The organism is Spiroplasma endosymbiont of Lasioglossum malachurum, from assembly GCF_964020065.1.
Taxonomy (GTDB): domain Bacteria; phylum Bacillota_I; class Bacilli_A; order Mycoplasmatales; family VBWQ01; genus Spiroplasma_E.
Window position 1 is genome coordinate 1,058,379 of sequence record NZ_OZ026534.1, and the last position, 26,580, is coordinate 1,084,958.

21 protein-coding genes, 1 pseudogene and 1 other annotated feature are annotated in these 26,580 nt (G+C 25.0%); of the genes and pseudogenes, 6 read left to right on the forward strand and 16 right to left on the reverse strand.

The window, feature by feature from the left end:
• Positions 1–3 precede the first annotated feature (3 nt).
• The 4 genes from AACK95_RS05830 to ileS are packed head-to-tail and all read right to left on the reverse strand — an operon-like array spanning position 4 to position 5,674.
• Positions 4–1,362: a hypothetical protein gene (locus AACK95_RS05830; RefSeq protein ID WP_338979923.1), complete on the reverse strand. Its 1,359-nt coding sequence runs from the start codon at positions 1,360–1,362 to the stop codon at positions 4–6.
• Complete coding sequence (locus AACK95_RS05835; RefSeq protein WP_338979924.1) at positions 1,362–2,228, reverse strand: RluA family pseudouridine synthase; 867 nt, start codon at positions 2,226–2,228, stop codon at positions 1,362–1,364. Before AACK95_RS05835 ends, AACK95_RS05830 begins: the two co-directional genes overlap by 1 nt.
• Positions 2,173–2,880, reverse strand: coding sequence for a signal peptidase II (gene lspA, locus AACK95_RS05840; RefSeq protein WP_338959421.1), 708 nt, complete (start codon positions 2,878–2,880; stop codon positions 2,173–2,175). The genes AACK95_RS05835 and lspA overlap by 56 nt, the downstream gene beginning before the upstream one ends.
• A 31-nt stretch (positions 2,881–2,911) precedes the next feature.
• Complete coding sequence (gene ileS / locus AACK95_RS05845; RefSeq protein WP_338979926.1) at positions 2,912–5,674, reverse strand: isoleucine--tRNA ligase; 2,763 nt, start codon at positions 5,672–5,674, stop codon at positions 2,912–2,914.
• Between the two features lie 244 nt (positions 5,675–5,918).
• On the opposite strand from ileS, the gene AACK95_RS05850 reads away from it, so the two are divergent.
• Complete coding sequence (locus AACK95_RS05850) at positions 5,919–6,629, forward strand: TIR domain-containing protein (RefSeq protein ID WP_338979928.1); 711 nt, start codon at positions 5,919–5,921, stop codon at positions 6,627–6,629.
• A gap of 428 nt (positions 6,630–7,057) precedes the next feature.
• Here the strand turns inward: AACK95_RS05850 and AACK95_RS05855 are convergent, their stop codons facing one another.
• Positions 7,058–8,008, reverse strand: a complete 951-nt coding sequence (locus tag AACK95_RS05855) for an IS30 family transposase (RefSeq protein WP_338979930.1) — start codon at positions 8,006–8,008, stop codon at positions 7,058–7,060.
• A gap of 600 nt (positions 8,009–8,608) precedes the next feature.
• Positions 8,609–8,734 (forward strand) — a sequence feature (ribosomal protein L10 leader region).
• Positions 8,735–8,770: 36 nt separating this feature from the next.
• On the opposite strand from AACK95_RS05855, the gene rplJ reads away from it, so the two are divergent.
• The 4 genes from rplJ to rpoC all read left to right on the forward strand — a co-directional run bounded on the left by rplJ (position 8,771) and on the right by rpoC (position 17,353).
• Complete coding sequence (rplJ, locus tag AACK95_RS05860; protein WP_252320296.1) at positions 8,771–9,262, forward strand: 50S ribosomal protein L10; 492 nt, start codon at positions 8,771–8,773, stop codon at positions 9,260–9,262.
• Between the two features lie 40 nt (positions 9,263–9,302).
• The gene (rplL, locus tag AACK95_RS05865) at positions 9,303–9,683 is read left to right on the forward strand and encodes a 50S ribosomal protein L7/L12 (RefSeq protein ID WP_252320298.1); all 381 of its coding nucleotides are present in this window, start codon (positions 9,303–9,305) and stop codon (positions 9,681–9,683) included.
• 182 nt (positions 9,684–9,865) lie between these two features.
• Positions 9,866–13,576, forward strand: a complete 3,711-nt coding sequence (locus AACK95_RS05870; protein WP_338979932.1) for a DNA-directed RNA polymerase subunit beta — start codon at positions 9,866–9,868, stop codon at positions 13,574–13,576.
• Between the two features lie 24 nt (positions 13,577–13,600).
• On the forward strand, positions 13,601–17,353 hold the full coding sequence (rpoC, locus tag AACK95_RS05875; protein ID WP_338981062.1) for a DNA-directed RNA polymerase subunit beta': 3,753 nt from the start codon (positions 13,601–13,603) through the stop codon (positions 17,351–17,353).
• A gap of 103 nt (positions 17,354–17,456) precedes the next feature.
• Here the strand turns inward: rpoC and AACK95_RS05880 are convergent.
• From AACK95_RS05880 to AACK95_RS05890, 3 genes and pseudogenes are all read right to left on the reverse strand, one after another.
• A pseudogene (locus AACK95_RS05880) lies at positions 17,457–18,695 on the reverse strand (IS256 family transposase).
• Positions 18,696–18,811: 116 nt separating this feature from the next.
• Entirely contained in the window at positions 18,812–20,080 is a 1,269-nt protein-coding gene (locus AACK95_RS05885) for a TIR domain-containing protein (protein ID WP_338979933.1), read from the reverse strand.
• Between the two features lie 148 nt (positions 20,081–20,228).
• Positions 20,229–20,858, reverse strand: a complete 630-nt coding sequence (locus tag AACK95_RS05890) for a hypothetical protein (RefSeq protein WP_338979934.1) — start codon at positions 20,856–20,858, stop codon at positions 20,229–20,231.
• Between the two features lie 472 nt (positions 20,859–21,330).
• Here AACK95_RS05890 and AACK95_RS05895 point away from each other — a divergent pair, with 472 nt between their 5' ends.
• Positions 21,331–22,281: an IS30 family transposase gene (locus AACK95_RS05895; protein WP_338979936.1), complete on the forward strand. Its 951-nt coding sequence runs from the start codon at positions 21,331–21,333 to the stop codon at positions 22,279–22,281.
• 115 nt (positions 22,282–22,396) lie between these two features.
• Here the strand turns inward: AACK95_RS05895 and AACK95_RS05900 are convergent, their stop codons facing one another.
• From AACK95_RS05900 to AACK95_RS05935, 8 genes are all read right to left on the reverse strand, one after another.
• Positions 22,397–22,552: a hypothetical protein gene (locus AACK95_RS05900; RefSeq protein WP_338979937.1), complete on the reverse strand. Its 156-nt coding sequence runs from the start codon at positions 22,550–22,552 to the stop codon at positions 22,397–22,399.
• Positions 22,552–22,713 (reverse strand): hypothetical protein, encoded by a 162-nt coding sequence (locus AACK95_RS05905; protein WP_338979453.1) that lies wholly within the window; start codon positions 22,711–22,713, stop codon positions 22,552–22,554. Before AACK95_RS05905 ends, AACK95_RS05900 begins: the two co-directional genes overlap by 1 nt.
• Before the next feature lie 3 nt (positions 22,714–22,716).
• On the reverse strand, positions 22,717–23,010 hold the full coding sequence (locus tag AACK95_RS05910; protein WP_338979454.1) for a hypothetical protein: 294 nt from the start codon (positions 23,008–23,010) through the stop codon (positions 22,717–22,719).
• A 2-nt stretch (positions 23,011–23,012) separates the two neighbouring features.
• The gene (locus AACK95_RS05915; protein WP_338979456.1) at positions 23,013–23,477 is read right to left on the reverse strand and encodes a hypothetical protein; all 465 of its coding nucleotides are present in this window, start codon (positions 23,475–23,477) and stop codon (positions 23,013–23,015) included.
• An 8-nt stretch (positions 23,478–23,485) separates the two neighbouring features.
• A complete protein-coding gene (locus AACK95_RS05920) occupies positions 23,486–23,689 on the reverse strand; it encodes a hypothetical protein (RefSeq protein WP_281748672.1) in 204 nt (67 codons plus the stop codon).
• Positions 23,690–24,185: 496 nt separating this feature from the next.
• Positions 24,186–24,341: a hypothetical protein gene (locus tag AACK95_RS05925; protein WP_338979457.1), complete on the reverse strand. Its 156-nt coding sequence runs from the start codon at positions 24,339–24,341 to the stop codon at positions 24,186–24,188.
• Between the two features lie 804 nt (positions 24,342–25,145).
• On the reverse strand, positions 25,146–25,529 hold the full coding sequence (locus AACK95_RS05930) for a hypothetical protein (protein ID WP_338979939.1): 384 nt from the start codon (positions 25,527–25,529) through the stop codon (positions 25,146–25,148).
• 178 nt (positions 25,530–25,707) lie between these two features.
• The gene (locus AACK95_RS05935) at positions 25,708–26,487 is read right to left on the reverse strand and encodes a hypothetical protein (protein WP_338979942.1); all 780 of its coding nucleotides are present in this window, start codon (positions 26,485–26,487) and stop codon (positions 25,708–25,710) included.
• Positions 26,488–26,580 lie beyond the last annotated feature (93 nt).

Below are 26,580 nucleotides of genomic sequence, written 5' to 3' on the forward strand. Positions count from 1 at the left end.
TTTTTATACTTGTATGTGAAAGTAATTAAGCATAATACTATTAATAGTACTTTGACTAATTAGACCAAGTTTTTGATATTGTTTTAATACTTCTAAAGTATAATTATTATCATCAACAGGATAATAATTATTTAAACCTCAAAGTAAACCAGCAAATAATACTAATGAACCAATAGCAATTGGACTAAAAGCATAATACACAGTTATTTTACGATTATGATATCCGATTAAAGAAGCAAATAATCATCCTGTGACAAAAGCAATCATTCAATATAATAATGTCACTACTTGTTGATCAGTTATAAATCAAAATATTAACATTAATAAAATAGTTGTAAAGAAACGACTCATAATTGGAGTTTTAAATAATTTATAATTTCAAATGAAAGGTAACATTGCTCCTAATGAAATTACAGGAAAAACTCAAAATCCTGACATGATATTAATATTATCAACAACACTTTGTAAAATACCGGTTAGAATCATTGCACCAATTCAAATGAAAATTGCTTTTCATCATCCATAAAATCCTTCAACAAATCTACCAACACGATAAAACATTCAAAGTGAAAATATTAAATTAATAGGAGCTGAAGGATTTATATCATTACCAGCAAATGGATAAATTAATCACCTTCAATATTGATAAGCACCAAATATTAAGTTATGATAATTGGCACCAAAAAGCAAATGTTGTTGTTTATAATCTAATGCTAATCAATCATCTTGACTAAGGTTTATAATTACTAGAAAAACAACAAGTGTAATAATAGGAATTATAAAAAGAAATCAGGTAACTGCCAAATTAGCATTAGTACATTTTTTTAATGTTTCGCTTAAGTAACGACGGTTTTGAAAATTAACTTTTTTTCAATTATCACTTAAAGTTCCAGTACTATTATCTTCATTAGTCTCTTCATTATTTTCGGTTTCAGTTTCAAGTTGGGGTAAGTCTACCTTAATAAATTTAGTAATACTAGGATAAAATTTATATAATTCTTGAACAATTTTGTCACTAGTAGCAATAATAACATCAACCGCTGGTGACATTCGATTTTCGTTTTGGTTATCATCATTTAAAATAACCATTAAATAACGAATATCTTTAACACCTTCATCTGCTAATTGTTTATGTAAAATTTCATAAACTTCATCTTTATTTTTTAAATGGTGAGGATTAAAATTATTTTCTTTAATAATTTTAATGATATGATAAGTATTACTATCTTTATTAGTTAGATATACTTCACCTTTAACATGTAGTTTTAATTCTTTAGGAACATTAAATGGTCGATAATCTTGATGACTAATAAAATAATCAACTAATTGTAAACCTAAAATATCTAGAATATTATCATCCATTATTTAACACTTTCCTTTCATAATAATTGTAATTTATTTTCAAAAAAATCAGGTAAATTACATTCAAAAGTCATAACTTTTTTAGTTGTGGGGTGAGTAAAAGTAATGACTTTAGCATGTAAGTATTGTCCAATATTAGCATTTTCCAATTTAAACTTGCTGTATAAAGGATCATTTACAATTGGATGTTTAATTCACTCAAAATGAACACGAATTTGGTGTGTTCGACCAGTTTCTAATTGACATTGAACTAAAGTATAGTCTTTAAATCGCTCAATAACTGTAAAATGAGTAGTTGCTTTTTTACTATTTTGTTCATTGACCATCATTTTTAGACGATTATTATTGCTTCTAGCAATAGGCGCTTTAATGGTTCCTGATCTACCTTTAATTGTACCATGAACTAATGCAATATAAATTCGTTTAATTTCATGTTTTTGTAATTGTTCTGCTAAAATATGATGACTAATTTTATTTTTAGCTACTAATAATAACCCTGTTGTTTGTTTGTCAATACGATGAACAATGCCTGGACGTAAATTATTTTCATCAATATTTTCAATTTTAGATTGGAATAATAATCCGTTAACTAAAGTATTATCTCAATTACCTGCTCCTGGGTGGACAACCAAATTATTAGGTTTGTTAATAACAAGAATTTCATTATCCTCATAAATTATTTCAAAATCAATTGCAGTTGCTTTTAAAGTGTTCTCTTTTTCATTTTTAATAATAATATTTATTTCATCATTATTTTTTAATAATAAGTTAGATGATGAAATAGTTTTATTATTAACTATTACTTGCCCATTAGTGATTAAATTTTGGATAAAATTTCGTGAATAATGATGTTCTGTTAATACCATTGCTAAATATTTGTCGATGCGGATATTTTTGTTTTCATGATATGTTAGTTTTATCATCTTTTGATTTTCTATCATTGATGATTGTTGTGAATGTTCCGTTGTTGACTTCATTATTGTGTTCTCCAAACTTTTCTTGATAGGCATTAATTATGGTTCCAATAATTATTTGTAGAATAATAATTGTGATACCAATGGTAATAAATATATCCGCAGTATTAAAAATAGTATATGGTGGGAATAGTTGTCATAATAAAAAGTCAATAACACCACCATTATGTAAAAATCTATCGGTTAAATTACCGATTGTTCCTGCAATAACAAAACTGAGACCTAGTGCTCTGTTAATAGATTTAGTAAATAATAGTCAGGTGCTACTAGCAATTGCTACTAGAAAAGCAAAAGTTATTAGAAAGATTTTTTGATTTTGAAAAAAACTAAAAGCAGAACCATAATTAATAATAAATTTTAAATTAATAAATCCGGGTATGAATTTATATTCTTCACCAACTTTTATTCCATTTTGTACTGCTAATTTTATCATTTGATCAGTGACAATTAGAATAATAATTGCACAAAAACAAATTATTTTAGTTAATCATTTTCAATCACGTGTTTTTAAATGATTTTTAATTGCTAATCAAGAAAATTCCATAATTACTTCTTTCTAAACTAATATTAGTTATTTACATTATTAATGATAACACTTCAAAACAACGATTACAAACATCTTCTTTTGTTTCATTAACAATTAATCAACAGCGAGGACATTTAGTACCCTCTTTTGTTTTAACATTAATAGTTCAGTCATTAACGTTGATATTATTATAATTAATATTAACTTCACTAACAATTAATAATTGTGCTAATTCTTTTTCATCAATTGTTGATAAGATATTATGATTATCTTTAAAAATAATAGTCACTATTGTTTCTAAGGCTGTTTTAACAATTTTGTCTTTTTTAGCTTGTTCAATAACTTTATTAACTTCATTTTTAAAGTTAATAAAATATTCTCATTTTTCCATTAGTTTTGTTGGTTTGTTTAAATTTCATGGTTGTGGAAATTTTTTTAAATGAATAGAATCACTGCTTATGTTTAAATCTTTTTTAGTTAAACTTTGGAATGCTTCTTCAGTAGTGTGTGGTAAAATAGGGGCTAATAAACCAATTAAAGTTTTTACTATTAAAAACATTGTCATTTGTACTTGTTTTCTTCTAATATCATTTTTGCTATTAACATATAAAATATCTTTAGTAAAATCACAATAAAAAGCAGACAAATCATTAGTAACAAAATTTAAAATTAAATGATAGATAGTATTAAATTGATAAGTTTGATAATTTTCATTAATTTTAGTCACTAATCCGTTTAATTTATTTAAAATATATTGATCAACTTCTGATAAACTATTAATAATTTCTTCTTCTGTTTTATTTTCAATAGTTTTGATATCTAAATCAAATAAATTACCTAGTAAGAAACGAAAAATATTTCTGATTTTACGATAGTTTTCACTAACTTGTTTTAAAATTTCAGTACCAATTCTTGTATCATCAGTAAAATCAACACTGGCTACTCATAATCGTAAAATATCAGCACCATTAGTATCACAAATTGATTTAACACTAATAACATTACCAATTGATTTTGACATTTTATTGCCTTTAGCGTCAGTTACAAAACCATGTGCCAGCAAGTTTTTATAGGGACTACTATTATTAGTAATAGTTCCTGTTGTTAAACTTGAATTAAATCAACCACGAAATTGATCATTACCCTCCAAATATAAATCTGCTGGTCAAGGTAAATTATTATTTTTAATAACTGCTAAGTGGGAAACGCCACTATCATATCAAACATCCATGATGTCTTGTTCTTTATAAAAAATACCATTTGGACTATCTTTATGTTGATATTTAGGTGGTAATAAATCTTTTGCTTCTTTTTCGAATCAAATATTTGAACCATGTTTAGCAAATAAATCAGCAACATGATTAATAAGGTTTATATCCATGATTGGTTCTTTTTTTTCGGTGTAAAAAATTGGAATTGGTAATCCTCAAGCACGTTGACGAGAAATGCATCAATCATAGCGATTATTTGTCATTAATAACATTCTTTTTTTTGCTCATTCAGGAACAAAATTTACTTTATTAATATTTTTAGTAAGTAATGGTTTGATTTTTTCAATAGCGATAAATCATTGTAAAGTGGCACGATAAATAACGGGTTTTTTAGTTCGTCAATCATATGGATATTGATGTTTAAATCATTTCATACCAATTAATGTACCATTATTTTTTAAGCGCTCAACAATAATTTTATTAGTATCATCATAAAATTTATTGACTAATTGTTCATCATTGATTTCTGCTGTAAATTGACCTTGATCATTAATTGGACAAAGAATTTTGATATTATGTTTTAATCCTAAATCAAAATCTTCTTCACCAAACGCTGGAGCAGTGTGAACAATTCCAGTTCCATCATTTATAGTAACATGAGAACCATGAACGATTGGAGTTTTTCTTTGATATAATGGATGTAATGCTGTTAATCCAATTAAATCTTTACCAGAAATTGTTTTAACAATTATAAAATCGGTGATGTTGTTTGCTTTAGTAAAAGAATCAATCAATGGTTGTGCAATAATATATTGTTGTTCATTAGTTTTAATAATACTATATGTAAATTCTTCATTTACTGCTAACATTTGATTGCTAGGAATGGTTCATGGTGTTGTTGTTCAAATTATTAGTGAGGTAGGTAAGTTAAATATTTTTTTTTCATCATTTAGTAAAAAGGCAACATAAATAGCAGCACTAGTTTTTGTTAAATATTCAACTTCAGCTTCAGCTAAGGCACTTTCGCTTGATGGTGATCAATATACAGGATATAAATTACGATATACTAGTTTTTTTTCTACCATTTTAGCAAAAACTTTAATTTGTTCAAATTCATATTTTTTATCATAAGTAACATAATGTTCTTCAAAATCTGTTAATAATCCTAATGTTTTAAATTGATTAATTTGATTAGCAACTTGCAGTTCTGCATATTTTTGACATTGTTTTCTAAAATCTGATACTGCTATTGTTTTACGATTAATTCCCGAGTTAGTAACTGCTGTTTCAATAGGTAAACCATGCGTATCTCAACCTGCAATATAGGGTGCATAATAATTGCTACTATTATAATAGCGAACAATAATATCTTTTAAAATTTTATTTAATGCATGTCCTAAATGTAGATCACCATTAGCATATGGAGGTCCATCATGAAGAATAAAAGTTTTCGTAGATTTTTTATTTTTGTTAATTAGTTGTTGATATATTTTTTGGTCTTGTCAATATTTTTGTAGTTGTGGTTCTTTTATAGTTAAATTAGCACGCATTTCAAAGTTAGTTTGAGGCATTAATAATGTATCTTTATAGTTTTTATTCATGTATATTATTCTCCTTTAAAATAACAAGTTTTATTTGTACTAATTATTCTTTTTTATTCTTAAATCATTATACTAGTAATTACTTGAAATTTGTATAATATTTACTTTATTTTAATAATAAGATTTTATAAAACTTAAAAGTTAAAAATATTACTTTTAGTGAGTATTATTTTATAATAAAGTATAAACTTATTAAAGTTTATAAAAAATATTTTTAAAATTTTAAAAAAGAGGTTAATGAATAATGTTAAAAATTTTTATTTCATATCATCATTTAAGAGAACAAAAAGCAAAGGATGAATTATCAGAATTAATTTCGCAATGTTATGGAGAATATTTTGAAGTGAAAGACATATCTGTAAAACTAGGTGATATTGATCCGCAATTGCCTCCTAAAAAGATATTTAAAACTATTAGAGAAGAGTATTTAAAAGATTCAGATACTACTGTAGTTATTTTAGGAAAACATACAAAATGTAGAAAACATATTGATTGAGAAATTGCATCTTCATTATCAATATATGGTAGTCTTCATCGAAGGGGAAAAAATGGTTTATTAATACTTTTAACTGATGATTTTATTAAAAAAGCAAAAAAAAATTGTGATTTTAATGATAATGATTACAAAACTTTAATTAATGAACAAAATTCTACTCCAAGAATTTATGAAAATGTAATAAATAACTATGCAATCGTTGAAAGTTTTTCAAATGTAGTTTCAAATCCTTTAAAGTTTAAAAAATTACTTGATAAATGTCAAGATAAAGTTAAAACTGAAAAATTGAAAAAAAACTTTGATCTTTTCAAAGAAATAAATTTGTTTGAAGAAAATATAGAAGATTGTCCAAAAAAATCTAAAAATAAACTAAATTGTTATTTTTCAAAAAACATAAATCAAAAAAATTATTTTTTGAAAAAGTTAAAACTGAAGTTAATAATAATGAAAAACTTTTAAAAGATTTTCATTATTATTATTAATGTTAAAAATTAAAAAATATACTTTTTTATCAATTATTTAAGAAAATTTTATGTAATCAGAATGTTGTTTTAAATAATATTTTTAATTAGAAAAAAATAAATAATTAAATACCAATAAGAATACAGATGTATATTAGTAGTTAATTATAAATATCAAAAATATATAAAATTAAAAAGGTTTTATTTTTTTTAGTAAATAAAACTAAAAAAACTTTATTTTAGTAGTATAATAAAAATACTTACTTAGTTAAGGGTAAGTAAATATTCATTGCGGTTGGCACCTAACAGTGAATAGGAGTTACCATTATTGGTAACTCTTTTATTTTAAATAATTATTATATACCTCAAAATTTAATAATATTTAAATTATTTATATAATATGCTAAATTGTAAAGGTAAGTGCAACTAAATTATTTTTCTATCCAAATATTCGATTGGTGAAAGATAATTTAATATTTTTCTCGGTCTTTGATTTAAAGACAATATAAATTTATGAACTTCATTTTTATTAGTTTTTGAAAAAATAAATTTTTTAGGAAATTTTTCTCTAATTAAACCATTAGTATTTTCATTAGTACCTCTTTGTCAAGGTGAATATGGATTGGCAAAATAAATTTTTACATCTAAATTTTTTTCAAGTTGTTGTCAATTTGAAAATTCTTTGCCACGATCAAAAGTAATAGTTTTAACAATGTTTTTAGGAAGAATTGATAAATAATAACTGACATTTTTATTAATAACTTTAGTAGTTCTGTTTTTAACTAATATTGCTAAAGTAAATCGTGATACTCTTTCAACTAAAGTTATTAAACATGATTTGCTTTTGCCTCTTGAAGATACTATAGTATCTTCTTCTCAATGACCAAGTGTTATACGATCATTAACATTTATATCTCGTTCTTTAAATGATTTACCATTAAACTTGCCACGATTTTCTTTAGATTTTCGTTTTTTACCTTTTCTTCTTAAATTTTTACTAGTAACTTTATCAAGCATTCCAAAATAAATTCAAGTATAAATTGTTTTAAAACTAATAACTCACTCTTTATGAAAATTTTTAATTCTGCCATAAATTTGTTCAGGTGATCAACCTAATAGTAATTTTTGTTGTACATATTTTACTAAATTCTTATTTTTAAACTTATGAAAACTAATATATGATTGTTTTCGATTTTCAGCTTTATTTTGTGCAATTAATGAAAAATAATGATTATTATCTTTATTTCTATTAATTTCTCGAATAATAGTACTAATACTTCGATTAAGATTTTTAGCTATTTCACTAATTTTAAATTTAAATTTCAATTGATTCTCAATATAAATCCTTTCATCTATGCCAAGATGTTTATAACTCATATAAAAACTCCTTACTTTTTTCTAAACTAAATTTAGCATTATGAAATTTTTATATGAGAATTTTTTGCAATTTTATTTACTTGCACTTACAAGTATAATTCAGCATATTTAATAAAAAATATATAATTTTATTGAGTATTTAAAGGTAGAAAAAATATTCAAAAAGTGAAAGGAATAATAAATTATGCCATGAAAATCTATTGAGAATAATAAATTAATAATAAGAAGCACATGCTAAAAATGCTGATAAAATAAATAAAGCTTGAGGAGAAAAAAATGAATCTGAAAGAAGAGAAAGAGTTTGTAAAAATCTTGAGTTAGATAAATCAAAAATAAATAATGAATCTTCTTCAAGTGAAAGCAAAAACTCTAGTAGTAAAAACAGTAACCAGTTATAAAAAAAACAATTTTTTTAATTAAAATAAACTTCAATATGAATTTTATTTTTAATTTATTTTTTTAATCTTAATTAAGATATTGATGAAATTAGCATTTATGTTATTAAAAATAGTGTTTATAACTTAAAAGATATATAATAAAAAATTATTTATTTAATCTTTTGTAAATTTTTCTTGATTTTAATATATATATATCATATAATATACAAGCTAGAATAAGCCAAAGACAGCAACGGACTTTTGTCTTAATTATGTTGCTCAGGTAATTTCCATCATTATATATGCATGTGATTTACTCGGTTTTGCTCCGAGTTTTATTTACTACTTATTGCTAGTTATTTCAGAATAATAAGGAGGTGTACTTATGCGCCCAGCAATGGTTGAAAAACAAAAAACTATTGATTTAATTGCTAAGCAAATTAATGATTCAAAAACAACAATTGTTGTACAATATCAAGGTATGAATGTTGAAGAAATTAGTTCTTTACGTAAGGAATTAAGAGCTAAAGGTGCAACATTCACTATTTATAAGAATAATTTAGTTGCTCGTGCTTTAAAAAAAGAATATTCATCGCTTGAAAGTAGTTTAGTTGGCCCAAATGGTTTTATCTTTGGATTTGAAAACGACTTAGAAACAGCTAAAATAGTTTCTAATTATGCTAAAATTAATAAATTATTAGTATTAAGAGGTGGCATTTTTGAAGGGAAAGTTATTGACCAAAGTGAGTTACAAAAAATAGCTTCATTACCATCAAAATTAGAATTAATTTCAATGTTAGCTTCTTGTTTACAAGCACCAGTTCGCAATTTGGCTTTAGCAATTAAAGCAGTAGCCCAACAAAAAGAAAACGCATAATTAACACTTATTAAATAAAAAAAATATGGAGGAAAAAATAATGGAAAATATTACAAATAAACAAATTATTGAACATGTTAAAACAATGACAGCAGTTCAATTAAAAGAATTAGTTGAATTAATTGAAACAACTTTTGGAGTAACTGCAGCAGTTGCTTCTGCACCAGCAGCAGCTAAAGAAGAAGCAACAAAACCATCAACAGTTTCTGTAATCTTAAAAGAAGTAGGAGACAAAAAAGTTGATGTTATTAAAGCAGTTAAGGCAATTGTTGGTGGTACAATGTCTTTAATGGATGCTAAAAAAATGGTTGATGCAGTAGCAACAGGACCACAAAAGATTTTAGAAAATATTGATACAGCAAAAGCAACAGAACACGAAGCAACGTTAAAAGCCGTTGGTGCTATTGTTGAAGTTAAGTAGTTCAAATATTAAAAATTTATATGAAAACCAGTTTTAATTAATACTGGTTTTCTGTTTGTTATTTAACTAAAAATTATCAACTTAAAACTTAATATTTTATCAAACTAATTAGTAATTTAATACTAATTAACTGAAATCAAATTATTTGATTTTAATAAATTTTTAAAATTGGAGATGAACCAATGTCATATACTACAAAACAATTTGGTCATTATGCAAAAAGACGTGACTATACTAAAGTATCAGGAAATTTAGATCTTCCTGATTTAATTTCAATTCAACGTGATACTTATAAATGATTTATTGATACAGGAATACAAGAAGTATTTAATGAAATATTTCCGGTAACTGATAATGATAATCGTATTATTTTATCATTGATTGATTGAGAATTTCGTAAATCAAGAAGAACATTAAAAGAAGCAAAAGATGAGTCAAAAACTTATGAAGCACCAATCTATACAAAATTATCTTTATCAATTCATGAAAATAATCGTCATTTAACTATTGCTGCTAAAGATAATATTTTAGATTATTTAATGCGTTGAATTAAAGACCAATTTGGTATTAAAAACATTAATGAACCAAAAGTTAGCGATAATATATATTATTTTGAAGAAAAAAATGTTCATGCTAATAGTGAATTTTCAACTATTGAAGTTACTATTAAAAGTAGAGAAGAAGATGTTTTAATTGTTGATTATACATTAACTCGTGAAGGAGATGTATTTTTAGGTGATTTTCCATTAATGACACAAAAAGGAACCTTTATTATTAATGGAAGTGAAAAGGTTGTTGTTTCACAATTAGTTCGTTCACCAGGTGCATATTTTAAAATTGAAATTGATCCAAAAACCGGATTATATAAATTTTTAGGTGATTTAATTCCATCACGTGGAACTTGACTAGAATTTGAAACTGATTCTAAACGTAATAAATTAGTTGGTAATAAAAATGCAATTAAAGATATTATTCAAGTTAAAATTGAAAAATCACGTAAAATTGCAGTAACCACTTTACTTACTGCCTTAGGATTAACTAAAGATGATGTTATTAATATAATTGGTAAAGATGATGTTTTATTGAATACTTATGAATATGATGAACATCAAAATTGACCAGCAGCAGTACAAGAAATTTATAAAAAAATTAAAGCTGGAGAAACTGCCAGTGTTGATGGTGCTGCAAAATTTTTAACTGGATTATTATTTGATTCAAAAAAATATGATTTAACAAAAGCAGGAAGATATAAGTTAATTCAAAAATTAGCTATTACAGATCGTGTTTTAAATTACACTCTAGCTGAAGATATTAAAGATATTAGAGGTAAAGTTGTTTTATCCAAAAAAACAGTAATTGGTAAATCACAATTAGAAATTCTAAAAATAGTATTAGAAGAAGGAGCATGTTTAGTACCTTTAAAAACATCAATTAGTGATAGTGAACCAAAACATTATGTGCAGTTAATTAAAGTTTATAATGATAAAGAAAGATTAAATGAAGTTATTAATGTTGTTGGAATTAATCCTAAATGTAAAGAAGTAATTATTACTATTGCTGATATTTTAGCAACTCTTTCTTATATTTTAAATTTTGTTCATGGTATTGGTAATGCTGATGATATTGATCACTTAGCAAATCGTCGTATTCGTACAATTGGTGAATTACTACAAAACCAATTTCGTATAGGAATGGGACGTATTGAAAAAAATGTTAAAGAAAAAATGTCAACTACTGATAGTGATAAAATGAAACCAGCAAATATTACAAATAATAAACCATTAACAGCTGTTATTGGTGAGTTTTTTAACTTATCACAATTATCACAATTTATGGATCAAACTAATCCATTAGCAGAATTGGCTAATAAAAGACGTTTAACTGCTTTAGGACCTGGTGGATTATCACGTGATCGTGCTAGTTTAGAAGTTCGTGATGTTCACTATTCTCACTATGGAAGAATTTGTCCAATTGAAACTCCTGAAGGACCTAATATTGGTTTAATCAATAATTTAGCCACTTATGCTCGTATTAATGAATACGGTTTTATTGAAACACCTTACCGTCAAGTAATTGCAGGTAAAATTACTAATGAAATTAAATATTTAACTGCCGGTGAAGAAAAGAATTATATCATTGCACAAGCTAATATTGAATTAGATACTAATAATGTTATTAAAAATAATAATGTTATTGCTCGTAGTAATGGTCAAAATATTATTGTTGGACCAAACGAAGTTGAATATATTGATGTTTCACCAAAACAAATTGTGTCAATAGCTACAAGTTGTATTCCCTTTTTAGAAAATGATGATGCTAACCGTGCTTTAATGGGTGCTAATATGCAACGTCAAGCAATTCCATTATTAAAACCACAAACACCAATTGTTGGTACGGGTGTTGAGTATGCTGTTGCTCGTGACTCAGGATTAGCTATTGTTGCTAATTTACCGGGAGTTGTACAATATGTTGATTCTCATGAAATTATTATTAAATCAGAAGATGAAATAACAACTTATGAGTTAAGTCGTTTTGAACGTAGTAATCAAGGAACAGCAGTAACTCATGTGCCATTAGTAAAAGTTGGTGATAAAGTTGAAGTTAATCAAATTTTAGCAGACGGACCTTCAATGAAAGATGGTGAACTTGCATTAGGACAAAATGTAATTATTGCTTTCATGACTTGACATGGTTATAACTATGAAGATGCTATTATTATTAGTGAACGTTTAGTAAAAGATGATGTTTATACTTCAATGCATATTGAAGAATATAATTTAGAATGTCGAAAAACAAAACAAGGTAAAGAAGAAATTACACGTGAAATCCCTAATACTTCTGAACAATCAAGACGTTATCTTGATGATGAAGGAATTGTTTTAATTGGAACTGAAGTTAAAGAAGGAGATATTCTTGTTGGTAAAGTTACACCAAAAGGTCAAACACAATCAACTGTTGAAGAAAAATTATTAGCAGCTATTTTTGGTGAAAAATCACGTAATGTTAAAGATAATTCATTACGAGTACCTAATGGTGGTGGTGGAATTGTTCAAGGTATTAAACGTTATAAACGTGAAGATGGTTTTGACTTACCTTCAGAAGTAGAAGAAGTAGTTAAAGTATTTATTGTACAAAAACGTAAAATCCGAGAAGGAGATAAAATGGCTGGAAGACACGGAAATAAAGGTGTTATTTCTAAAGTCTTACCAATTGAAGATATGCCTTTCCTAGAAGATGGAACACCGGTTGATATTATGTTAAATCCATTAGGAGTACCATCGCGGATGAATATTGGACAAATTCTTGAATTACACTTAGGAATGGCTGCTAAAACTTTAGGAATTAAAGTAGCAACCCCTGTTTTTGATGGTGCAAAAAATCAAGACTTGTTAGATATTATGAAAGAAGCAAAATATAATGACTTTGATAAATTAACATTATATGATGGTTTAACTGGTGAAAAGTTTGCCAAGAAAATTTCAGTTGGTGTTATGTATATGTTAAAACTATCACACATGGTAGATGATAAATTACATGCTCGTAATGTGGGTCCATATTCATTAATTACTCAACAACCATTAGGTGGTAAGGCACAAAATGGTGGACAAAGATTTGGAGAAATGGAAGTTTGAGCATTAGAAGCTTATGGTGCTGCTCATACTTTACAAGAAATCCTAACTATTAAATCTGATGATATTAAAGGTAGAATTAAAACTTATGAAGCAATTCTACGTAATAAACAAATTCCAATGCCAGGTATCCCTGAATCATTTAATGTTTTAACAAAAGAACTACAAGGTTTAGGAATAAATATTGTGTTAATTGACGAAAAAGGTCAAGAACAAAAAGTGGTAACTTACGATGAAGAAGTCGAAAGTTATCTTGAGGATTAGAAAAGGAGTAATAAATATATGCAAATGCAAAAAAATTCAAAACATTATACTGCCCTTAAAATTTCTCTTGCTTCTCCCGATCAAATTCGCTCATGATCACATGGAGAAATTACAAAGCCAGAAACAATTAATTATAAGTCATTAAAACCTGAAAAAGATGGATTATTTGATGCACGAATATTTGGACCAACTAAAAATTATGAATGTACTTGTGGTAAATATAAGAAAATAAAAAATAAAGGTAAAGTTTGTGAACGTTGTTTAGTAGAAATTACTGAAGCAATTGTTCGACGTGAACGTTTAGGACACATTGAGTTAGAAGAACCAGTAACTCATATTTGAATGTTAAAGGCTTCTCCTTCAAGAATTGCGTTAGCATTAGATATGAAAGCTAAAGACTTAGAAGAAGTAGCATATTTTGTTTCTTATATTGTTTTAGATCCAGGGACTGCTAAAGGTTTAAAACAAAAAATGATTATAGATTTAGGTAATGCTAAATCTTCAACTGATACTCGTAATCGTTTACGTAAAGTATTTGCACAAATTTTAGAACAATTAGAACCTTCTTCTTTTGCTTATACTCGTGCTCAAATGTTAACTGATACTTTAGCAGATACTTCACGTCCATTTTCAATGGATGAATGTGCTCAATTTATTACTAAACATACTGGAACAAAATTTGGAATTGGTGCTTCAGCTATTGAGTATTTATTAAAAAATATTAATTTAGAAAAAGAATTTCTTACCATTAAAAAACAATTGACAAACAAGAAATCACAAACTGATCGTAGAAAACTAGAACGTCGTTTAGATGTTATTGATTCATTTGCTAAATCAGGAAATAAACCAGAATGAATGGTATTACATGCTATTCCGGTGATTCCACCTGATATTCGTCCAATTATTCAGTTAGATGGTGGTCGTTTTACAACATCAGAAATTAATGATTTATATCGAAGAATTATTATTCGTAATGAACGCTTAAAAAAAGTAAAACAAATGGGAGCACCAATCTTAATTATTAATAATGAAAAAAGAATGTTGCAAGAATCAGTTGATGCTTTATTTGATAATGAACGTAAAGCACGTCCAGTAACAGGAAGAGATAAACGTCCATTAAAATCTTTAACTTCAACATTAAAAGGAAAACAAGGACGTTTCCGTCAAAACTTATTAGGTAAGCGTGTTGATTATTCAGGTCGAAGCGTTATTGCTGTTGGTCCGGAATTAAAAATGTATCAATGTGGTATTCCACGTGATATGGCAATTATTTTGTTCAAACCTTTTGTTGTGCAAAGATTAGTTCATCAAGAATTAGCTTTAAATATTAAAATTGCTGAAAAATTAATTGAAATTCAAGATGAACGAATTTGAGATGTTTTAGAAGAAGTAATTAGAGATCGTCCTGTCTTATTAAACCGTGCTCCAACTTTACACCGTTTAGGAATTCAAGCATTTGAACCAATTCTAGTTAAAGGGAAAGCTATTCGTTTACACCCACTAGTAACTCCTGCTTTTAATGCTGACTTTGATGGTGACCAAATGGCTGTTCACGTGCCAATTACTCAAGAAGCAGTAGCTGAAGCAAGAAGTTTAATGTTAGGTTCAAAAAATATTTTAAGCCCTAAAGATGGTAAACCAATTGTTACGCCAACTCAAGATATGGTTCTTGGTAATTATTATTTAACTATTGAAAAATTAGATGAATTAGGTCAAGGTTCAATTTTTAAAGATGTTAATGAAGCAATTAAAGCTTATGATACAAAACAGGTTTCATTACATGCTATTATTGGAATTCGTGTTGCTAGTTTAGGTGCAAGTAAATTTGCTGCTACCGATCAAAATAAATTTTTAATTACTACTATTGGTAAGATTATTTTTAATCAAATGTTTTCAGAAAGAATGCCATTTATTAATCGCCCAAATATTATTAATTTAACTGAAACTCATAATGAAGATTTAGTTGCCACTGATGTTGATTTTCGTGAATTTATTAAAAAAAGAGTTATTGTTGAACCATTTAAGAAAAAAGCTTTAGCAGATATTATTCATAAATATTTTAAAACTTTTGGAACTCAATTAACTGCACAAATGTTAGATAAAATGAAAAATCTTGGTTTTAAATTTTCAACAATTTCAGGAACAACAATTTCTGCAGGCGATGTTGTATCTTATTCAGGTAAAACAAGATTATTTAAAGAAGCAGATGAATATGTTAAAACAATTAACAAGTTTTATAAACAAGGTATGTTAACTAATCGTGAGCGTCATTACCATATTATTAATAAATGAAGTGGTATTAAAAACAATATTCAAGTTGAACTAGAAACAGTTTTAAGAAAAGATATTGAAAATCCAATCTTTATGATGTGAGATTCAGGTGCTAGAACTAATATTAGTAACTTTACTCAATTAGTAGGGATGCGTGGTTTAATGAATAATCCAAAAGGAGAAGTTATTGAATTACCAATTAAATCTTCATTCCGTGAAGGATTAAATGTTTCAGAGTTCTTTATTTCTACCCATGGTGCTCGTAAAGGAATGGCAGATATGGCGCTTAAAACTTCTGACTCAGGTTATTTAACAAGAAGACTAGTTGACGTTTCACAAGATATTATTGTTACTGAAGAAGATTGTAATACCGGTAATGGCTTTATAATTAGTGACGTTGTTGACCAAAAACGTAATAATATTATTGTGCCGTTACGTGACCGTTTATTTGGACGTTTTGTTCAAGGTGATGTTGTTGATAGTAAAAATAATGTAATTGTTGCAAATAATGAATTAATTACTGAAAAATTAGTAGAAACAATATTAGAGGCAAAAATTACAAAAATAAATATTCGTTCAGTTTTAACTTGTGAAGCAAGTTATGGTGTTTGTCAAAAATGTTATGGTATTAATTTAACAACAGGTTCTATTGTTGCTATTGGCGAAGCAGTTGGAATTATTGCAGCGCAATCAATTGGTGAACCAGGAACTCAACTAACGATGAGAACTTTCCATACTGGAGGAGTTGCTGATGGTAGTGATATTACCCAAGGATTACCAAGAATTAAAGAATTATTAGATATTACTAATCCCAAAGGTGCTGTTGCTATTATTAGTGAATTTGATGGTAAAGTAACAGATATTCGTGAAGAGCAAGGAATTTATACAATTACTGTAAAGTCAAAACTTGACTATAAAGAATACAAAACTCAATATAATGCGCAGGTAAGAATTAAAATTGGTGATAATGTTAAGATTGGCCAAAAACTAACTGAAGGTGCAATTAATATTACACAATTACTAGAAGTAGCAGGAATCATTGAAGTTCAACAATATATTTTAAAAGAAGTACAACGTGTTTATCGTTTACAAGGAATTGAAATTTCTGATAAGTATATTGAAATTATTGTAAAACAAATGTTGAATCGTATTTTTGTAGTTGAAGGTAATGATTCACCATTATTGCCTGGAGCGATTGTTGATATCAAAGAATTTAAGAATGTTAATGCCAAAATTATTGTTGCTGGTAAAAAACCTGCTTTTGGTCATCCAATTATTTTAGGGATTAAAAAAGCACCATTAGAATCAGAATCATTCTTGGCTGCTGCTTCTTTCCAAGATACAACAAGAGTATTAACTAATGCTGTTATTAAGTCAAAACAAGATAATTTACGTGGTTTAAAGGAAAATGTTATTTTAGGAAACTTAATACCGGCCGGTACTGGTTTAATGCCAACTGAGAAGTTAATAGGTATGGGTAATTCTTCACTTGAAGAAGAATACTAAATTAAATTAAAATAAAAAGTGAGAATAAAATTCTCACTTTTTAAATATTTATATTTTATTTTGAGGCTTTTTAGTAATCTGTGTTTCTTTGTTTTGCAAAGTACTAGTTCAGATTAATTCTATCTTCAAATTTTATCATAAAATGAGCAATTGCTGTATTTCAATTTTGAATGGGCATTGTTCATTTTTTTGTTATATTTTCAATTGCTAAATAAAATATTTTAAAAACTGCCATATCATTTGGAAAAACTTTTTTATTTCTGATGACTTTTCGTAATTGACTATTAACAGATTCAATAGAATTTGTAGTATAAATCACTCTTTTGATTTCTGGAGGATAACTAATAAAAATCATTAAATTATCTCAATTTTTATATCAAGATTTAGCAATTTGAGGATAGTGTTTATTTCATTTACTTTCAAATGATTCTAAAGCTTGCATTGCTTATTCTTCACTACATGCATTATAAATTGGCTTTAAATCTGTAACTAGTGATTTTCGATGTTTGTATGAAACATATTTTAAACTATTTCTGATTTGATGAACTATACATAATTGATGTTCAGTTTTAGGATAAACTGATTGTATTGCTTCTGACATGCCTGTTAAGTTGTCACTACAAGCAATAAGAATATCATTTAAGCCACGATTTTTCATTTCTGTGAAATTTGCTAATCAAAATTTAGCGCCTTCATTTTCACTAATTCATAAACCTAAAACATCTTTTTTACCTTCTAAATCAACACCTAAAGCTATATAAACTGATTTGTTAATAATGCGTTTATCTTGTCGTACTTTAACTACTATACAATCAAAATAAACAATGGGATAAATGCCTTCTAATGGTCTATTTTGTCATGCTTTGACATCATCAATCAAATCATCAGTAATTTGACTAATAACACTTTCACTAATATCAGCACCATGATATAACTCTTGTAACTGCATTCTAATATCTGATAATGTCATACCTTTTGCATATAAGGAAAGAACTTGTTGATCAAAACTATCAAATCTTCTCTGTCTTTTTGGCACTATTACAGGAATAAAATTACTATTACGATCTCGTGGTACATCAATCTCAATTTTACCTTGTTGAGTTATTAATTTTTTTGAACTTATACCATTACGAGCATTGTCACTATTACTATGTTGATTTTTTTCATATCCTAAATAATTTTGCATCTCAGAATTCAACATTTTTTCAACTAAACGTTTTGTTAATTCTTTATATAAACCCCCTTCTTTAAAAACTGTTGTTAAATCTTCAGTATTTTCTAATAATAAATCTACTGCTTTTGATATTGGATCATTATTATTAAAGTTATCTTTTTTAGCCATCTCTAACTCACTCTTTCTAATTATTTAATTATATTTACTAGAATTAATTAAACATAGTTATTTTTGTAAGTTACACAGATTACTAAACATTACCTTTATTTTACTAGTTGTATGTTTTAAAGATAGGATAAATATATTTCTGGACATTCTTGTGTATAATTAATTTTACCAGAATTTATAAATTTTTTTGTTTTTTTATTAAACACTTGCATTGTTTTTTCAGATTTTTCTTTTGCTTCACATTCTTCTAAATTATCTTTTTTATGGAGATGTATTCTTTTAAAATTTTCGTCTTTCAGTATACTTGTTTCTTGTAGTTCACTACCAATTCCATTATCTTTACTATTATGTTTTAAAGATAATTTTCTTAAAAGATTACTTTTATTATCATCTTTAGTAAAGTCCGTTGTAATTTCTTGTAGTAATTGATTGTTAATTTCACTATCTTGACTTAAAGTTAATATTACATTATTTATTTTTTCCTCTGATTTAGAAGGTACTACGATATTACTATCATCATCTTCGTTAAAATCATTATCTTTATTTGAAGTTAATTTTGCATTATCTATTTCTTCGTCTGATTTAGAAGGTACTACAATATTACTATCATCATCTTTGTTAAAATCATTATCTTTATTTGAAGTTAATTTTGCATTATCTATTTCTTCGTCTGATTCAGAAAGTATTTCAATATCACTATCTTCTTCTTTAAAACCATTATCTTTATTTGAAGATAATTTTGTATTATCTATTTCTTTTTTTTCATTAAAAACAGTATCTTTAGTATTATCTTTTAAAACAGTTGGTTTTAAAAAACTAGGGCTGATAACATTTTGATAAAACATTTCTTCTTTTTTATGATTAGATTGAACTTTATCAAGTAAATTTTTAAGAATTATTATATCTGAAAAGATTTCATCATAAGTAGCAATAATTGCATCTTTATTTATTACGATTTCATATATTCTTTGACCAGCATTTTCTTGGGTGATTAAAGAAGAATAATCACAAGTGTTATTAAAATTACAATTTGTTTTTGCTTTTTTAATAAAATCAGCAGTTAAAAGTATTATAAAACTATTTATCTTCTTTCTTCTATTTAAACTTCCATATTTATTTAATGAAGCTTCAATTTCTCAGTCAATATGTTGTCTACATTTTGTATGTATTCCTAGAATAAGAATAGTAATAGTTGTATCTTTTAAATGATTTTGTCTAATAGTTTTAGCGATTTCATTATTTGATCATGTGGTATCAATATCCCCTATTTCTACAGACATGTCTTTTATATTTAAATAATTAGCATACTTTTTAATTAACTCTGCTAATTGGTCTTTTTCTTCTTGTTCTCTTAGATGATGATATGAAATAAAAATTTTTCTCACTGTTTAACTCCTTTTTTTAACATTATTAAAAATTATGTTTTATATTTTTTTGATTATAAAACATAAGTCTTAATAGGTAATTTTAAAGATATTGTTTTAAAAATTTAAATTTGTTTTTTACTTATATTTTATTTAAACATTTAATATTTTAATCTGTGTAGTTTAATAATTTTTTGATTTGTTCATTAGTTGCAGTTGAAAGTGAAAGTATTGAAATAAAATATAAGTATTTGTTTTCTATTAAATCTTTTCTAACTTTATCAATTTGTTTTCAAAAATCTTCGATTTCTTTTTTGCTTAAATTTTCATCATTAATGATGAAATTACCATTAGTGTCTATTTTTGTTAGTGATCTACTAGCAATTAAGATTGGTCTGATTTTTAAATTCATAATTTTTAAAATTACATCTGTTACTAAGTTATTGTTATCGGAAGTTAATAATATTTGTTTACTTTCATCAAAAGTATTTTTAATACTTTTAATTGTTTCAGAAACTCTTCCTTCGGATTTATTTACTAATATTGAACTTGTCAAAATTATAAAAAAATTTCAGGCAATTTTTGCTGGTTTTTTATTAATTCCACTTTCTGATTTTAGAAATTTTTTAAATAAATTTATATCAACATCTCTAATAAATATTTCTTTAAAATATTTTCTTAGTTTTATTTTTAATTCTTTTTTCGTTCCTATGATTTGACTAAAATCATTTGAAGAAAGTATTCTTTTAACTTTGTTTTTTTGTTTATAATTTAATAAAAATTTTATTAGTAAAAACATTAAAAGTAATATGAAAAAAATAAGTAAAGCGATACTTGAAATATAAGCTATTCAATTAAATATTTTAGTTGTAGTCAATTTGCTTTTCCTTAGTTTTATCCATAAAATGTTAAACATAATAGTATAAAAAATACATAACTTTTATATTTATAATTTAGGGTATTAGTTTAAAAAAATAAAAAAATTTAGTATTATAATTTTTTAATTAAATAGTTACTTGTTTTCTGTTAGTTATTAATTTTATTTTAGATTCTTATTAATATTTGTTGAAAATTATTATGATATTAATAATAATATTCCATTTTAATTATATACATATATAATTTAAAAAATCTATTAAAAAGCAACATAATATAAGAATTTTTTAAGCTGAATTATACTTGTAAGTGCAAGTAAATAAAATTGCAAAAAATTCTCATATAAAAATTTCATAATGCTAAATTTAGTTTAGAAAAAAGTAAGGAGTTTTTATATGAGTTATAAACATCTTGGCATAGATGAAAGGATTTATATTGAGAATCAATTGAAATTTAAATTTAAAATTAGTGAAATAGCTAAAAATCTTAATCGAAGTATTAGTACTATTATTCGAGAAATTAATAGAAATAAAGATAATAATCATTATTTTTCATTAATTGCACAAAATAAAGCTGAAAATCGAAAACAATCACATATTAGTTTTCATAAGTTTAAAAATAAGAATTTAGTAAAATATGTACAACAAAAATTACTATTAGGTTGATCACCTGAACAAATTTATGGCAGAATTAAAAATTTTCATAAAGAGTGAGTTATTAGTTTTAAAACAATTTATACTTGAATTTATTTTGGAATGCTTGATAAAGTTACTAGTAAAAATTTAAGAAGAAAAGGTAAAAAACGAAAATCTAAAGAAAATCGTGCCAAGTTTAATGGTAAATCAATTAAAGAACGAGATATAAATGTTAATGATCGTATAACACTTGGTCATTGAGAAGGAGATACTATAGTATCATCAAGAGGCAAAAGCAAATCATGTTTAATAACTTTAGTTGAAAGAGTATCACGATTTACTTTAGCAATATTAGTTAAAAACAGAACTACTAAAGTTATTAATAAAAATGTCAGTTATTATTTATCAATTCTTCCTAAAAACATTGTTAAAACTATTACTTTTGATCGTGGCAAAGAATTTTCAAATTGACAACAACTTGAAAAAAATTTAGATGTAAAAATTTATTTTGCCAATCCATATTCACCTTGACAAAGAGGTACTAATGAAAATACTAATGGTTTAATTAGAGAAAAATTTCTTAAAAAATTTATTTTTTCAAAAACTAATAAAAATGAAGTTCATAAATTTATATTGTCTTTAAATCAAAGACCGAGAAAAATATTAAATTATCTTTCACCAATCGAATATTTGGATAGAAAAATAATTTAGTTGCACTTACCTTTACAATTTAGCATTATCATTATTTTTAAATGTTTCTTCTTTTTCATCTCAATACAATTTAGTATTTGCTTCTATTCACTTCTCAAAAGAATTTAACTTTAATTTATTCATTATCAAATTCACCATTTTTAATTCTTTTAATTAATTCATCAATACCTTTTATATTTGGGTCTTTATTTGAAGATAATAAAAATTGTTGTCCATTATAAGCATTTGCTCTATTATTAATTAAATATTTAATTAATTTTTCTTTATTCATTATTTATTCTCCTTATTTTCAGTTTGATTAGCAATTTCACTTAATATTTTTAATACTTTATATTCATTTTTTAATTCTTTAATAATAAATATTAAAAATATTATTAGTGTTATAATTGTTATTAATATTGGTACTATTAATAAAATTTTTCATAATATCATTTTTTACTCTTTTCATTTTTTAAATCATTTAACATTAATTGAACAAAATGCACGATTTTTAGGAATGTTTAAAGTATTAAAGATTTCACCAGTTACTATAATTTCATCATTTTTATTTAATAAAATACATCGTCTATAAAATTTTGGGTTGTTAAAAATTAAAGTAACATAGTTTAAACCATTTCACTGACCTCGAACACTATAATATAATTCTTTATTACCTTTTTCGTAATGTTTTGCTTCAATAGTATTACTAAGTTTTACTGTTAATTTGACATAATTTGCTTTATCTTTCATGTTTATAATTTCCTTAAATAATTATCAAAAATTAATATTTTTTTATGATTTTTTAAATAATATTGAATATGCTTATATGCATCTTGTTCATGTTTTGTAAATTTTATATTTCCTTTATAATCTTCTATTTTACTTTTATTTTTTGGGTGGTTTTCTAGATAATCTCAGTTGAAAACATCTTGTACTAATACCATTAATGCACCAATAATTTTAGGTGTTGCTAATGGATTAGTTAATAATTGTTTTGAACTTAAAAAGAAATTTTCTACAATAACTAATATTTTTTTATCAATAAATTTTTCTTTAATTAATTGAAATTTTTCTTTATACATATTTTTAGTTCATAAAACAGTTAATGTATTAAATGTTTCATTAAAAACAATATTATTAGTTTCATTTGAATATATAACAATTCCATTATTACCAATACCAGCAGGGTCAATTCCAATAATTAAGTCATATTGCATTAATTAAGTTAACCTCTAATAACTGTTTTAATAATTTCTAAATCACAATTACATCAACAATATTTACATTCTTCAATAAATTCTTTATGACCACAAACTAAATTATCTTTTTTTAAATCATCAATCAGTTTAATTAGTCCTATTTTAAATTCAATATCATCACTGTCTGGTATGCAAATCGTTCCTCTTTTAGTTAAATATTCTTTATCCATATTTATACCTCCTACTTAACCTAATATTTAAAATACAGTCATAACAAATTGCTTTACTATTTTTATCTCTTAAAAAATATTTTCTTGTTTTAATATCATTAGTATTAAAGAATAAATAATCTAATTTATTTTGTTTACATGTTCAACAAAAATACTTTTTCATTATGAGTTGAAATTTCTTTATAAGAAGTAACTATATAATTAATTGGTAAATCATCATGTTTATATGGATTATTTATTTTAAAACCTTTTCTGTTTTCTTCTCACGTAATGTTATATTTAAAACAAGGATTAGTAATTTTAGTTTTGTTATCTGTTATTTCACCAATAAATCAACTATTATGCTGTTCATAAAATGTTAATGGTTCAAGTTTTATATCATTAAGATAATATTCTTTTGGAGCGGTTAGTTTATTAACAGCTATTTTTTGGTCTTTAATATATGGTTCTAATAATTTTATTAATTCATTACCACTTAATTCTCTTTTAATATTTTCTAAATTAAAAACTCAATATTGTAACTATTATCAATAATAAAACAATTATTTTTAATCATTCATTTTGGAAGCGATAATTTATATTCAACATAATCAATAAGAATAGATTGTGGTTTATCTTTAACAATTTGTTCTTTTTTAAATTCTATTTGCATAATAATCCTTTCCTAATATGTTCTGTTGCTTCTAGCATAAAGAACATATATTTTGATTTTTAGATTATTAATAATACTACTATTCGTTTTATTCATTCCAGCAATTCTGGGCTCAAAAATAAATTGTGAAATTTTAAAAAGAAATCGAGGCATTCGATTCAATATTTATTTAATTTATGTTTAATAAATTAATATTTTAATTGAATCGGCACCGCTCAATTTTTTTTACAAGTTTGAAATTTATTTTCTCGCCCAAAAAATTTTTCAAAAAAAAATAAAAAATAAAACCAACGCTTGCTCACTGGGGAGTGGCAAGGTTGGTTAAATAAAGAATAGAATTAATACAATAGGTCCCTACAACAGGTCTATATATACTAGTTTCCAATTCGCTCCCACCCCAAGAATTACCATTAATGGTTAGTATATTTTATTAGGTATCACTCCACTTTTTATTTATCCATGCAAGTCCACATGTTTTAGCCACTATTTTTAACAACTGTGTTGTGGTTCACTGTTTTAATTCTCTAACACGTGTTGATGATAGTGTTAAAGAAGATTATTAATTATTAACTTTCTCCTACTTGGTCACTGCGTGTAGTAGATATTTAAAGGGTGTTAATAATAAAAATTTTAAAATTTTACAATTACAAAAAAAGACAAGATTATTTCTTGTCTTTTTCCTTTGATAATAATTTTTTAAATGTATATTTTTTAAAATACGTCGAATATAAATTTAAGGGTAAAAGAGAATTTAATTTGTCTATCATCATTTTAAAATGGTAATTTTGAAAAGAATTTATTTATCTAGTAATTCATCTTCCTACTTTTTTGGGAACCTCCCAATATAGTAACCAAAGTCATAATCATAAATGATAATATAATACTACAAATTGCAAAAAAACCAATAAGTAATTGAATACTTATTTCATTATTTTCCAATGCTGCTTTTTCATTACCAATTGGAACAATACCACTCAAAGAACTAATAAAACCACTAGAACTAATGTAGTCAGTATTCAAAATTTTAGTTAAATCAAGATTATAATTATTTTCAGTATTAATAAAAGTTAAGTAATGTCGTAACTCATTATCATTAAATTTACTCATTTTGGCATTATTAATTAATAATCCTGTATTTTCATTAATAGCACTATTTAAAAGTGATTGTGATACTAATAATGTTGACATTCCTAAATTCCTAAAGCCATCATAAATAATACCAATTAAATATTTTTTATTACCATTAAAATCAAAATATGGATATAAAATTGCTTTACCAATATTGTTACCATTACCAGTACTAGTATTGGATGCTGGGACATTAAATGCTGCAATTGGTAAAAAGGTAATATTTGGAGCATTAGTACTAGTAATATGTAATTGTTTTTTTTACATTGTTAACATTTTTAGTAAATTCTTTATCTAATCAAAAATCAGAAGTGTTCATTGTATCACTGTTCATATTAATAAATTTTTTAAATTTACTATTAATTAAATTAGGTTTAATAAAATTATTACTATTTGCATTAATACCATAGATAGTTTGTCTTATTGTAACTTCATTACTAAAGCATGAATCATTAAAAGTTTGAGTTACACTATCATAAGTATTACCAATAGCATTGTTATGACTAAAATCCAAATTATAAGAATCTTCAATATTCAATTTAATAAAAGGTAACTCATTTTGTTCTTGATAAGGAATAATACCAAAACTAATTAATAAATCATTATTATTACCACTTTCATTTGTTAAATAATTAATAATATTTATTTGTTTTGCTCACTGTTTTTTAAATGTTTGTGGTAATAAATTTCATGTTGTCGATTTTTTAAAATTTTTACGCATCTTTAATAAATCGCTACCCAAAATATATTTATTACGTAAATCGCGAATAACGGGGGCTGGATTATTAGGATTTATTAAATATGAATCAATAGCATCTTGTAAATCTTGTTTAAGTGATACTCCTGATTCTATTTGTGAAACTGGAGCAATGTTATAAAGCAACTGCTTGTTATTATTAATAAAATTATTTTCAATGTCTTCATAATGATAACTATTTAAATAATTAAAATTAATCCCTTCAAATTGTAATGATAACATATCATTAACTAAATCACTAGCTGCAATTGAAAATAGCATCAATGTGGCAGCAAAAATACTAACTATACTAATGATAACTAATTTACCAAAACTTCGCATGCTAATAGTTATTGCCAATTTATTATGATAACT